The 13,250-nt window shown below is 56.0% G+C and carries 10 protein-coding genes; 6 read left to right on the top strand and 4 right to left on the bottom strand.

From position 1 onward, the window contains the following. Positions 1 to 194: 194 nt before the first annotated feature. On the bottom strand, positions 195 to 2,696 hold the full coding sequence (locus ABYV26_RS10310; RefSeq protein ID WP_372680695.1) for a proprotein convertase P-domain-containing protein: 2,502 nt from the start codon (positions 2,694 to 2,696) through the stop codon (positions 195 to 197). A gap of 347 nt (positions 2,697 to 3,043) precedes the next feature. On the opposite strand from ABYV26_RS10310, the gene ABYV26_RS10305 reads away from it, so the two are divergent. From ABYV26_RS10305 to ABYV26_RS10290, 4 genes are all read left to right on the top strand, one after another. After that, on the top strand, positions 3,044 to 4,663 hold the full coding sequence (locus ABYV26_RS10305; protein ID WP_372680693.1) for a response regulator: 1,620 nt from the start codon (positions 3,044 to 3,046) through the stop codon (positions 4,661 to 4,663). Next, positions 4,660 to 6,402 (top strand): sigma 54-interacting transcriptional regulator, encoded by a 1,743-nt coding sequence (locus tag ABYV26_RS10300; RefSeq protein WP_372680691.1) that lies wholly within the window; start codon positions 4,660 to 4,662, stop codon positions 6,400 to 6,402. The genes ABYV26_RS10305 and ABYV26_RS10300 overlap by 4 nt, the downstream gene beginning before the upstream one ends. 21 nt (positions 6,403 to 6,423) lie before the next feature. Further along, positions 6,424 to 6,732, top strand: a complete 309-nt coding sequence (locus ABYV26_RS10295; protein WP_372680689.1) for a transporter substrate-binding domain-containing protein — start codon at positions 6,424 to 6,426, stop codon at positions 6,730 to 6,732. A 148-nt stretch (positions 6,733 to 6,880) separates the two neighbouring features. Continuing rightward, positions 6,881 to 8,176, top strand: coding sequence for an N-acetylmuramoyl-L-alanine amidase (locus tag ABYV26_RS10290; RefSeq protein WP_372680687.1), 1,296 nt, complete (start codon positions 6,881 to 6,883; stop codon positions 8,174 to 8,176). 104 nt (positions 8,177 to 8,280) lie between these two features. Here ABYV26_RS10290 and ABYV26_RS10285 read toward each other — a convergent pair whose 3' ends face one another. The 3 genes from ABYV26_RS10285 to dmeF form a co-directional block, all read right to left on the bottom strand. Further along, a complete protein-coding gene (locus ABYV26_RS10285) occupies positions 8,281 to 8,862 on the bottom strand; it encodes a DJ-1/PfpI family protein (protein WP_372680685.1) in 582 nt (193 codons plus the stop codon). A gap of 156 nt (positions 8,863 to 9,018) precedes the next feature. Next, complete coding sequence (locus tag ABYV26_RS10280; protein ID WP_372680683.1) at positions 9,019 to 9,624, bottom strand: Spy/CpxP family protein refolding chaperone; 606 nt, start codon at positions 9,622 to 9,624, stop codon at positions 9,019 to 9,021. Between the two features lie 259 nt (positions 9,625 to 9,883). Then, on the bottom strand, positions 9,884 to 10,810 hold the full coding sequence (gene dmeF / locus ABYV26_RS10275; protein ID WP_372680681.1) for a CDF family Co(II)/Ni(II) efflux transporter DmeF: 927 nt from the start codon (positions 10,808 to 10,810) through the stop codon (positions 9,884 to 9,886). 211 nt (positions 10,811 to 11,021) lie between these two features. On the opposite strand from dmeF, the gene ABYV26_RS10270 reads away from it, so the two are divergent. Together ABYV26_RS10270 and ABYV26_RS10265 are read left to right on the top strand one after the other, a co-directional pair. Next, positions 11,022 to 11,309, top strand: a complete 288-nt coding sequence (locus ABYV26_RS10270; protein WP_372680679.1) for a hypothetical protein — start codon at positions 11,022 to 11,024, stop codon at positions 11,307 to 11,309. Between the two features lie 184 nt (positions 11,310 to 11,493). Next, the gene (locus ABYV26_RS10265; protein ID WP_372680677.1) at positions 11,494 to 13,140 is read left to right on the top strand and encodes a fatty acid--CoA ligase; all 1,647 of its coding nucleotides are present in this window, start codon (positions 11,494 to 11,496) and stop codon (positions 13,138 to 13,140) included. Positions 13,141 to 13,250: the final 110 nt, after the last annotated feature.

Raw genomic sequence — 13,250 nt, 5'->3', positions numbered from 1 at the left:
GGGTTCTGGGTTCTGGGTTCTGGGTTCTGGGTTCTGGGTTCTGGGTTCTGGGTTCTGGGTTCTGGGTTCTGGGTAACAAGGTTGCACTTATTTGTAAAGTTGTCAATACAAATTAAGCCGTATGCAAGTCCACCCATCTCCCAATTGATGCTGGGTGTCGTTTGACTCAGTTCAACCGATCACTTCTTCCGGGATTACGCGGAAGGCATCAGTTTCAGGGCCCAACGATTCAACTTACCTTGATCAGCGCCCGCACGATCCGATACGTTTAATCTCCAGATGCCATTTATCGTCTCTCCGCGTAATATCTGCAGATGCGGCGTGTTTTCTCCGGTGTACGTTTTAATGATATTGTTTGCAGAACCGCCCGTGCGATTATGGAGCAAAACGTGTGTGTCGCTGGGGGAAACGAGTTCAACCCGCAAATCACCGATGTACGTGTGCGTGATATCGAGTTCGGCTTGAATATCGTCAAGATGCCCGCTAATGGCAACATTTAGTGATCGTGATATCCCGCCCGGGATATTGTCCGGAATGATCATTCCGGGGGCTTCCTCAACATCAAATGCCGATTGCGTTAGTCCGCTGATCTCCAGCAGCCAGCGTTTTAACCGGCCACGGTCTTGAGCCGCCAAGTCCTGAACATGAAGCGTCCAAACACCCTCAACCGGTTCGTCTAAGAAAGCCAGCAGCGCAGGCGTGGAACCGATATTGAATTCGCTGTGCAGGTCGCTGGCACTGCCGCCGGTTCGATCATGGAGCGTCACCGCGGTGCCGGATGGTGAAATCAAAGCGATACGCAAATCTCCAATATAGGTATGCGTAATGTCCACATGAACCTTTATGGAACGAGGCGTGAAAGCGCGATCACACACGATTTTGTTTTTAATCCCTCTTGAATTGTTATCCGGAATGCTTTTGTCCGGTGATGCCTCGCCCTGGAAGATTAAATCACCTGGCCGGACACCGCGTCTCATGGCCTCCGCAACAGCAGCAGCGGCATCGACCCGTCCGTGCCCAAACCAGGGGCTCCATGTGCCGTCTTCGTCACCCACGTCGCTGAAGTTACCATTATCAAAAGGCGCGATGGGGGATATATCCCAGCTTGTATCGGGATCGAAACCGGCGGATGGTGTGCGGGGATATGCTTGGAAATCGAGATCCTTTGAAGCCGTCTGCTTGAGAATGGAAACGACTTCCAACGCAGTCAGGTCAGGATTCGCTGACACCATCAGGGCGGCAATACCGGCCACCAGAGGGGTTGCACTAGAAGTACCTCCGAATTCGTGGGTTACACCGCCCGGCTGCCCGGTTGTCGTGGTAACGCCCAATCCTCTGACATCCATGCGATAATAGGCATGGCCATTACTGCTGGGCGCACATAAAGAAATTCCCGGTCCATAATTGGAATAGTGACTGCGACGCGCCGTACTTGCCAGTGCCGCGATATTCATGACTCCCGGAATTCCAACTAAATTTCTATCAAACTGTCTCGCCGTATCAACACCAATCCATTCCGCAGAGCCATCATTGTACACACGCCATCCATGGGTAAATGGCACATCTACGGCTGCCGTGTGGCTGATGGGGCAATTGTCATTACCGGCTGCCCATAAAAACACGATGCCCTTCCCTCGCCTTCCGCCGGTCTGCGCAAGTTCGGTTAGGCGATTAATAACGGGAAGGGCGAGTACGAAGGTCGGTACGCCACTCCATGAATTGGACATCACATCCACCTTGTCCGCTATGAAATTCAGCGCGGTCAGCAGCTTTGAATCACTGATATATAAAGAAGGACCATCTGACTCCCACTGGATGGGGAGTAGACTGCATCCTGGCGCAGCCCCGACTGTCAGCAAAGCGTCTACTTCGCCGGCAATAACGCCGGCACACGATGTGCCGTGATTGGAACCGGGTTGATACATTTCACCCGGATCAGCATCGATATCACGCGAGATGATCAAGCGTTCTCCACGGAAATACCCCCAGTCGGCAAATTTGTCAGGCGAATCGAAATCATGGTGGTCCAGCTTGCAGCCATCATCTGTAACTGCGACGACGACATTCTCACTCCCGAAATGGTCCAGCAAGCGCCATGCATCCTCACACAGCGAGCATGCGCGTGTGTCATAATCCGGATCATTCAGATCCGTATGCAAGTGCCACTCACGCCCATATTGCGGATCTAAAGGAACAGCGAATTGACTGGTGGCCACGCGCTGGTCCAGGTCATGTTCAGCCACTTCAACCAGAGGATCGTCTTCGGTCAGCTTCACAACCAGCTTAACCGGGTTCATACCGGTATGCGTGGTCAGTTGAAATAAATAATCACGATCACTGTAAACCGCCTTTTTAACGAGGCCGTAGCGACCGGCAAATTCATCTACCGCCTCTGTGGATGGCGGTGTTTTGAATACGACAAAAATTCGATCGGTAATCAAAAACTCGGCTCCGGTCTGTGCCTCGAAATAAGCATGATGAGTCGGTGCGACCGCTCGGCTGCGACGCATCACCGATTCAAGATTTGTTGAAGTTGTCGTTATCAGCGTCGAACCAGAGGATACCTGCTGCTTGTCGACAATCGCATCATCATCCACGCTGCCCGGCAAGGCGCGGACAACCATCTGGACGAGGCTCTTATTAAGCTCAATTTTCTTCCCGGATCGATAGGTGTATGTTTTTTCGGTTGCAGTCATGATTCTTATCCTTCCTGACGTTTTTTAGGTTTATGTATCCGATTCTCTATCGACCCGATTCCAACGGCTTCGTAAAAAAAAGGCGGCCATGGTCCTCAAGCGGCGAACAACAGGCGGTGGGATTTTTTATGGATCTTCGAATAAAAAAATAAACCTGACATGCTTCTGGTGATGCGTGATCAGTCGCGTGGTAATCAGCAGGCGAAACAAACAACGAGAATGGAAAACGGTAAGCAATTTCAGCGCAGTTCTCAACTAGATAGTTGAGTTTTGCCTGACAGTCAAGCCCTGCAGGACATGGATGGCACCGACCCAGTGGATTATTGACGATACGGGGGGAATTCCATATGATGGACAAGACCATTACGCATCGAAAGCAGATCGCCATGACAACCGTCGACGGCTGGCCCGTCCTGATCATCGATGATGAACAAGATATCCGCGACGTCACCGCCCTGACCCTCATGGACGCCGGTTACCAGGTCGAAACAGCGGCCGACGGCGCCGAGGGGCTGGCCCGCTGCGAGCAGTTCTCCCCCCGCATCGTCATCACCGACATCCGCATGCCCGGCATGGACGGCATCCAGGTGTTGGAAATCGTCAAGCAGCGCTTTCCGGACACCGAGGTTATCGTTGCCACGGCTTTCGGCGAGATGGAGACCGCCATCCGCGCTCTGCAGCTGGACGCCTCGGACTTTATCACCAAGCCCATCCATACCGAGGCCATGATGGTCGCCCTCGAGCGGGCCCGACGACGCTATGCCACCCGCCAACAGCTCAAGGACTACACCCGGCACCTGGAAAAGGGTCTCTCCCGTACCACCCGCCAGTTGGAAGAGACCGTCGCTTTTCAGGATCGGCTTATCGAAAGCTCCATGGACGGCATTTTAGGCTGTGACCGCAGTGGCAAGGTGGTCACATTCAACCGCAGCATGGAGCGGATGCTGGGACTCGCCCGCGCCGAGGCGCTGCAGCGCGTCACCCTGGAACACTTTTTCAGTCAGGCGGAATACCGGTGTTTCCAGGAGGACTTGGCCGCACCCGGACACGGCGGCCCCAATCGCCTGATGCTCTATGAAACCCGCCTGATGGATCACCGTCAACAATCGGTGCCGGTACAGCTGTCGGCCACGGTATTGATGGAAGACGACCGGCCGGCCGGCCTGGTCTGCTTTTTCCGTGATCTGCGGCGCATCCATCGCCTGGAACGGGAGATGTCCGATCAGGCGCATCTGCTGCACCAGGACAAAATGATGTCCCTGGGACGCTTGGCCGCCAGCGTGGCCCATGAGATCAACAACCCGCTTGCCGGTATTCTCAACTACATTCGGCTGATGCTGCGCACCGTGAAAAAAGGCCCCCTGCCCCCGGATAAGCATGCACAGTTCGCCGGCTACCTGGCGCTGGTGGAAACCGAGACCGACCGCTGCTCGAAAATCGTATCCAGTCTGCTGACCTTTTCCCGTCGGTCGCCAGTATCGATCGGACCGGTGTCGATCAACGAGATAGTGGATCGCAGCATCGTGCTGGCCCGCCACCGCCTCGAACTGGGCAACGTCCACCTGGCCACCCGCATTGAAAACAATCTGCCCGACATCAGCGGTGACGCCAACCAACTCCAGCAATGCCTGCTCAACTTGATCTTCAATGCCGTGGACGCCATGCCCGACGGCGGCACACTGACGCTCAGTGCGGCATTGGAAAAAAATCCCGACACCGTGGTCATTCGGGTCACCGACACCGGCCACGGCATCCGCGAAGCGGACATGGGGCACCTCTTCGAACCGTTTTTCACGACCAAGCAGGAGGGCCACGGCATCGGCCTGGGGCTGTCCACCACCTACGGCATTATCGACCGGCACGGCGGGACCCTGACGGCCGCCAGCCAGCCTGGCCGGGAAACCACCTTTGAAATCAGGCTGCCCGTCCAGGCGTCCAGTTTAACTTCTCCCAAAGGAGCGGCATGACAACGGCCACGACACCGCCCCATCACCGCCTGGGCGTCCGCTGCGACCACTGGCTGGACGTCATGGACGAGTTGAACATCGGCGCATTCGTGGCCGACGGCAGCCGGCGGATCACGGCCATCAATCTCAGTGCCCAGGCCCTGCTGGGGCTGCGTGAACTGGAGGTGGTCGACCGGGACTGCCGTGAAGTGTTCACCGGGGTGCCCTGCACGGTCGAATGCGTGATGCACCATCCGGAAACCGCAGGTGACCGGGACCCGGACATGGAGATCACCGATGAGGAGAATCAGCGCCACCTGATCACGCGCATGGCCACCCCCATTTACAACCGCCGGGGCGAGATAGCCGGATGCATGACCATCCTGCAGGACCACTCCCCCATCACGCAGCTCATCGACAGGCTGCACTACGAGGAGAGAAGCCTCAAAATAATCCTGGACAATCTGGATGTGGGCATCTTCACCGTGAACCGGGGCGGGCTGATCAATTTTTTCAACCGGGCGGCGGAAACCATCTCCGGCTACGACCGGCACCAGGTATTGGGCCAGTCCTGCGCCATGATCTTCTCTGGCGAACGCGCCCCGGACGTCTGCCTCCTGAAGGAATCCATTGCATCGGGGGAAACCCGCAGCAGCCAGGAGGGTCGCATGACCGACAGGGACGGTATCACCATCCCCATCCGTGCCAACTACATGGCCCTGAGAAATGAGAAGAACGTCATCGTGGGCGGCCTGGCCACCTTTCACGACATGACCCTGGCCCATCAATTGAACCGGGCCATCAGCAACCGCTACACCTTCCATGACATGATCGGCAAAGACCCGTCCATGCGGAAGATTTTCGAGATGGTGGCGGTCTTAGCCCCCAGCCAGGCCACCGTACTGGTCGAAGGCGCCACGGGTACCGGCAAGGACCTGTTGGCCAAGGTGATCCACTCGGCCAGTCCGCGGGCCGCCAAACCACTGGTGAAGGTCAACTGCGCCGCCATTCCGGAAAACCTCATCGAATCGGAGATATTCGGCTACGTCAAAGGGGCATTTACCGGGGCGGACCGGGACAAGCCGGGACGCTTCTCCGATGCCGAGGGCGGCACCATCTTCCTGGACGAAATCGGCGACCTGCCGCTCTCCCTGCAGGCCAAGCTGCTGAGGGTTCTCGAGGACAGGGAGTTTTACCCGTTGGGCTCCCGCCGCACCCGCAAGGTTGACGTGCGCATCATCTCGGCCACCAACCGGCACCTCGCCGACCTGGTGAACCGGGGGCTGTTCCGCGAGGACCTGTTCTACCGGCTCAACGTCATGCGCATCGAACTGCCTCCGTTGAAGCAGCGACGAGGGGACCTGCCCCTGCTTATCCGCCATATCGCCCGCGGCCTTTGCGCCGCCCGGGCGGTGGCACCGCCGGTTATCTCAAAAACGGCCATGCAGATCCTGCTCAACTACGACTATCCGGGCAATGTCCGGGAACTGGAGAATATCCTGGAGCATGCCCTGATCATCTGCCGAGAAACCATGATCCAGCCGGAGCACCTGCCGGATTATGTCCGGCAGGACCAACCATCCTTTACCGCGACCGACCCTGCCGTTGCCCCGGCAGGATCGAACGATCAGGAGCGCCAACGAATACTGGCTGCTTTGAGGAAAACCGGCGGCCATCGCGGCAACGCCGCCCGGGAACTGAAAATGGAGCGCACCACCCTGTGGCGCAAAATGAAAAAACACGGCATCGGCAATAGATGACGGAAACCGTCAAAGGAAAACATGAAAAATCTACGCGTTCTCCTATTGATCCTCATTGCTGGTTTTCTCTCCATCGCCGCCGACACGGCCCCTAAACCGATAAAAATCGTCGATAAGGAATCCCCCCCCCTTGTTTTCAAGGACATCACGGGCTTTGGTATCGATCTCGCCAACATCATCTGTGAGAAAAATAATTTGAGCCCCGAGTTCGTCATGTTCACCAGCCTCCCGGACCTGCTGGGGGCTGTGGCGTCAGGGGTTTACGATATCGAAATCATGACAAGCCGCATAAACGGCGAGTATCAAAAAATCTATGGCAAATGGTTTTGACATAAGCGACTGGATTGATATGGGCTCAACAAATAACCTGTTTGAAATATTTAGAAAATTTTGGTAAGCACTAAAATACGTGCATGTTGCCGAGTTCAGCGTCTATTTTACCAATAGGGCCGCCCATGAATGGAATTGAGTTATCGCTATGAAAGATCCGCGGGGTTGGAACCATAGACGATTCACACTTGTTTTATCAATTATCATCACCTTTGTTTTAATTTTACCCGCATCGTCATCCGCTTTTTCCCGCACCGATCGCACTGCGTTTCAGCGCACCCTCGTAGATTCCCGTCACCAGTTGAACCCCAGGTTCAAAAAGGTCGAACGCAATAAAACAAAGTACATTGTTGTCCACACAGCGGAACTCGGACTTGAAACGACCCTGAGGGTGGTTTCGAAAGGAAAACATTTCCGCAACGGTCGACGCACTTATGGTGGGCATACCCATTATGTCATTGCCCGCAACGGTCGCACGTATCGCATCATGGACAAGAAATATGTGGCCGATCATGCCGGGCGCAGCATGTGGAATGGTGAGACAGACCTGAGTAAAATATCGATCGGAATTGAATTGGTCGGATATCATTACGCGCCCATCACGGACCAACAGTATCGATCGGTAGGCATATTGATTGATATATTGCAGGGCGTATACAACCTGGATGATCGAGCCGTTCTGACGCACAGTCAGGTGGCCTACGGGACACCCAACCGGTGGTTCAAAAAGAATCATCGTGGCCGCAAGCGCTGTGCTAAAAATTTTATGCGCGCCAAAGCAGGACTGGGGCCGACCTGGAGTTATGATCCCGATGTGAGTGCCAACCGACTCACCGCTGACGCCCAGCTGGCTGATGTGTTCTATAGCCGGCTCAACATAGATGCGCAGCCTGATGAAGCCAATATCATTTCCAAGCTCAACACGGCGTGGGTGATCGCTGGAGAGGATTATGACAGCAGCAGCACGGTTTACCAATTCCCCGACGGCAGTCTATTCACCGGTGCGGAAATTGCCGGAAAAATCGGTTGGAACCGTATACCTGCGAAAACGGTCGTTTTGCTGAACCAGGAAAGCAAGGTTGCGCTCTTAAAGGAGAAAGGTCCGGTAAAGACCATTTCGGATGGGATCACCGCATGGTCGCTGGCCGGGAGATCGTATAATCATGATACCACCATCTATTTTTTACCTTCCGGTCGCATTAAACCGGGTTCGATGATTTCCGACTGGGATGACCTGCCGGTAAGAACGAAAATGATTATCGGATACAAAGGGCCTTTTCCGCTGCGTAAGGACAATTCGGCCTTTCGCATCGCCGGCAGAAGCTACAATGATCAACAAACGCTTTACTACCTTCCTTCGAAAAAGCTGTTGGGCGGCAATGAGATAAAAGACTTTAGCCAGATTCAAAGCGGAACGCTCGTATTTCTTCCTGCGACACTCTGACACCGGCGCATATCGTTCACGTCTCTTCGTACTGAAATTCTCGCGGCCAACCGACAGATTCGGCGGTTGGCCGCGTTGAACGTTTCCGACACCTGACCACCGATTTACAATTCGATGCGCGTGCCCAGCACCTTTAGGAACTTGGCCAGCCACTGGGGATGAGCCGGCCATGCCGGGGCGGTGACCAGGTTGCCGTCCACGTGAGCCTGGTCCACGGCGATGTCCGCGAAGGTACCCCCGGCACCAACGACATCCGGCCCTACGGCCGGATAGGCCGAACAGCTTTTTCCTTTGAGAACGCCGGCGGCGGCCAGCACCTGGGCGCCATGGCAGACGGCGGCAATGGGCTTGCCCGACTGGGAGAAATGGCGGACCATTTCCAGCACCTTGGGGTTGAGCCGGATGTATTCGGGAGCCCGGCCGCCGGGAATCACCAGGGCATCGTAGTCTTCGGCCCTGATCTCGTCGAAGGTGGCGTTGAGCCCGAAGTTGTGTCCCGGCTTCTCGGTGTAGGTCTGGTCACCTTCAAAGTCGTGGACGGCGGTCCGCACCGTCTCTCCCGCCTTTTTGTCAGGGCAGATCGCGTGCACCGTGTGGCCTATTGCTGCCAAAGCCTGAAAGGGCACCATTGCTTCGTAGTCTTCAACGAAATCCCCTACCAACATAAGAATCTTTTTTGCTGCCATGTTTGCCTCCTTGGGTTGACTGGGTAAATGAATTGCTGATGGTATTGGCGCCGAACAAGCCACTGATTCCATAAAAACCGACCGTGCTCCCTCCAGGCCAAACCACTGGGGGCACGCAATGATATTGCTGGCTTCCCACCGGCGGTGAATTTCCGGTTACGGATGGTCGTTGTGACTCGGGCTGCTTTCCGGATCGCTTTTTCCCTGCGGTGTTGCCATCATCGGGCAGCCACCTTTGACGCCACGGCCTTGCTTCCCTTGCATTCGGCACATGCCGCAACCCATACCCATCATGCCTTTGTCATCCTTCATGGGACCCTCCCCCAGCAAGGGAAAGTATGATTTGATCTTAGCGAAGCGCTCAGCGCCCAAGAGGTTGCGAACCGCCAATCGGTAGTCAAACCTTTCGGCCTCTAAATCGGCACGGGCTTTCTGCATTTTTTTGTACTGATCCCGAAAGCCAGGCCCATCGACTTCCTTTTGGTCGTCCAATACCTCCAGTTCAAATTTTTCGGCGTTCAGACTGCCCTTCAACGCAATCATCTTGCGGCGGTGTTGGACCCACTGGCCACGCATTTGGTGCGCCTCTTCAGCAGATAGGTTGACCATTTCGACGACCGCTGGATTTTGCCACCAATTACTCGCATTGTGCGTGCCACCGCTTTGCATGCCCCCACCGTGATGCATGGCAAAACCAGCGGTGCTCAGTACAAACACCAATCCCAGTGAAAAAATAAGAACTCGCTTCATATTTTTCTCCATTCCAGGCCTAAACCCTTAGATTATTTATTTTTTTGTTCAACCCCAACCGATTGTCTGCCGTTGCTTACTTTATCGCTCTCGAGGATAAGCATGCTGTGGATAGAAAACAAGAATTGAACCATCTCGATCCGCAACATACAGGACCAAGCGGCCAATGCCACCTCACTCATGTCGAAGGCGCCGGCCCCATCTGGCCCCTCATTCGGGCGTAGGGCCGGACAGGTCGAATAGCTTATTCCCGAATGACGTCGACCCCGCTTTACGTTCGGTTTACCTCCACGGTCACGTGGACAAATTTTAAATCTGAAGGGATCAGCTGCTTGTAGTATTTCGGCGGTTTTGGGGTTTCCGTAACCACCGAAACGATGGCGGCATAGATGTCGGGCCCGACAGTCCACAAGTGAAGGTCAACGACCCGATTATCGCCGTTTATTTCGATGCCGTCCACCACTTTTTTTTGGATGTCAACCGATGCCTGCCGATCCAGCAGCACGTGGCTGGTGCCTATCAAAAGCCCGATGGACCAGCGTGAGACCATGATGGCGCCGACGATGCCCATGAGCGGATCCATCCATATCAAGCCGAAGTATTTGGCCGCCAGCAGCGCGAAAATGGCCAGGAACGAGGTTAGGGCGTCGGCCAGGACATGCAGGTATGCGGACCGCAGGTTGTGGTCGTTGTGGTGATGATCATGGTCGTGCCCGTGGTCATGGCCGTGGTGAGCGTCGGTCTTGTGGTCCAGGATGAACATGGACAGTCCGTTGACCATGAGTCCGATGATGGCCACGAAGATGGCCTGGTTGAAGGCGATCGCCACGGGATTGAACAGCCGGACGACACTCTCCACCGCCATCATCACGGCAAACACCGCCAGCAGGACCGCGCCGGAAAAACCACCCAGTGCGTTCACTTTTCCGGTGCCGAAGCTGAAGCGTTCGTCGCGGGCATGGCGGCGGGCGTAGATATAGGCAAAAGCGTTGATGGAAAGGGCCGCCGTGTGGGAAGCCATGTGCAGGCCGTCAGCCAGCAGGGCCATGGACCCGAAAAGCATCCCGGTAGCGATCTCCACCACCATCATCGCGGTGGTGACCACGATGACAATGATGGTGCGGCTTTCCCCCGGCCGTTTGTGGTCCTGGCCGAAGCTGTGGCTGTGGTTCAAGTCAGTTTCATCATGTTGTGCCATCGGTAGCGATTGTCTCCACTGGATGTGTCAATAGAAGCCGCGGATGACAAGCGAAAAGCGCATGCCATCTGACCGCCGCCTGAGCAATGTGTCAAAAATCATAATCATTCAGAAACGGTTTGACCAGCACCAAGCCCGGAGGATAGCCCGCCAATAAGAAATTCGACCGATGTGACCGCATCTGTCACAACCGGATGATATTCTCGACACCATGCAAACACTGGCTCTTCATTTTGATTTCTCCACGAACCCCCCACCCGACGATCCCGACATGTCCCAATTCCGGCATGATCTGTCCCGCAGTCTGGACAAAGCCCTGAAGCGATCGGGATCCGGTCTCTGGCGGGGAGGTCGGTATGCCCGGGGAATGGTAACCATCTTCATCGAGGTGCCCGACGTCCAATGGGCGATCGGTCAGGTGCACGCGGTGCTGGCCTCCAGCAACCTGGCCGACAGGCTGACCATCGAAGGGGGCGGTTGCCTGTCAGATGCCACGTGACGATTGACGGAATTTTTCTATGTGTCGCCCGGTCGATGGCGCTCCTTTTTCTTGACAGCATGCACGCGTTACCCCTACAGTCCTTGTATTCGACGGCTATTCCCCGAGGCTGAAAAATCGACCCGTTTCTATTTTCTGCTAAATCCATAACAACCCGCTTGCCGACCTTCAAAGGAGGACCATCATGCCCGTCAAACTCATCCCCAAGGCCCCTTCGGCCTATGGATTTCCCCTGCTGATCAAGAACATCCTGCGCACCCCGCTGACCTATTACCCGGACCGGGAAATCGTCTACCGGGACAAGATGAAGTATACTTACGTCGAGTTGAACCGGCGCGTGCAGCGCCTGGCCAATGCCCTTACCACCCTGGGCGTGAAACAGGGGGATACGGTGGCGGTGATGGACTGGGACAGCCACCGCTATCTGGAGTGCTTTTTCGCCGTGCCCATGATGGGGGCGGTACTGCACACCATCAACATCCGCCTGTCGCCGGAGCAGCTGATCTACACGATCAACCACGCCAAGGACGACATCATCCTGGTCAACGCCGATTTTCTGCCTCTGCTGGCCGCGGTCAAAGACCAGATGAAAACCGTTAAAAAGATCGTTCTGCTCACCGACGAAACGACTCGCCCGGAAACCCCGGTGGCCCTGGATGGCGAATACGAAAACCTGCTGGCCGCGGCAGCGCCTGCCTACGAATTCCCCGATTTCGACGAAAACGCCATGGCCACCACCTTTTACACCACCGGCACCACCGGCCTTCCCAAGGGCGTCTACTTCAGCCACCGCCAGATCATGCTGCACACCTACGGACTGATGTCCGGGCTGTGCGCCTACGAATCCCAGGCGAGCCTCAATTCCGGCGATGTCTACATGCCCATGACCCCCATGTTTCACGTCCACGCCTGGGGGATTCCCTACCTGTGCACCATGCTGGGCACCAAGCAGGTCTATCCGGGAAAATACGAACCGGAGATGCTGCTCAAGCTCATCGTCTCCCAGAAGGTCACCTTCTCCCACTGCGTGCCCACGATTATTCACATGCTCGTCTCGAGCCCGGTCATCAAGAATCTGGACCTGTCGCGCTGGAAGGTGGTCATCGGCGGCAGCGCCCTTTCCCGAGGCCTTTGCAAAGCCGGCCTGGAAAACGGCATCAACCTCTACACCGCTTATGGCATGAGCGAAACCTGCCCCTTGCTCACCGTGGCCAACCTCAAGCCCCACATGCTCGCCTGGGATGCGGAGCGGCAGGTGGAAATGCGCTGCCGAACAGGCCTGCCCGTGCCCAACGTGCTGCTGGAGGTAGTGGACATCGAGGGAAACCCCCTGCCCCACGACGGTAAAACCGCCGGTGAGGTGGTGGTGCGCTCACCTTGGCTGACCCAGGGATACAGTCAGGATCCGGAAAAAAGCGAGGAGCTGTGGAAGAACAGTTGGCTGCACACCGGTGATATCGGCTTTATCGACGCGGAAGGCTATCTGCAGATCACGGATCGGGTCAAGGATGTGATCAAGACCGGCGGTGAATGGATCTCATCCTTGGCTCTGGAAGACATAATCAGCCGCCATCCGGCCGTGAGCGAAGCGGCGGTGATCGGTGTGCCGGATCCCAAATGGGGCGAGCGGCCCATGGCGCTGGTGGTGCTCAAACCCGGGACGGAGAAAGATACCCCCCCGGCAGAACTTAAAGCCTTTTTCGCCAAGTTCGCCGAGGAGGGCGTGATCCCCAAATACGGCGTGCCGGACCGGGTGCACATCGTCGAGACCATCGCCAAGACCAGCGTGGGCAAGATCAACAAGAAGCAACTGCGCAAGGATTTTAAATAGACGATTAGCCTGAAGACTGAAGGTGCTTAGGTCAAGTCAAAGGCCGGGTTCCCCGTTGCTTGGGCCCGGCCTTTTCCCCTCCACAACGGGGGCGACGACCATTTTCGGTT

Source organism: Desulfosarcina sp., from assembly GCF_041551955.1.
In the GTDB taxonomy this organism is placed as follows: domain Bacteria; phylum Desulfobacterota; class Desulfobacteria; order Desulfobacterales; family Desulfosarcinaceae; genus Desulfosarcina.
The sequence above is the reverse complement of the archived record's forward strand: the minus strand, read 5'-3'. Positions and strand labels throughout refer to the sequence as shown.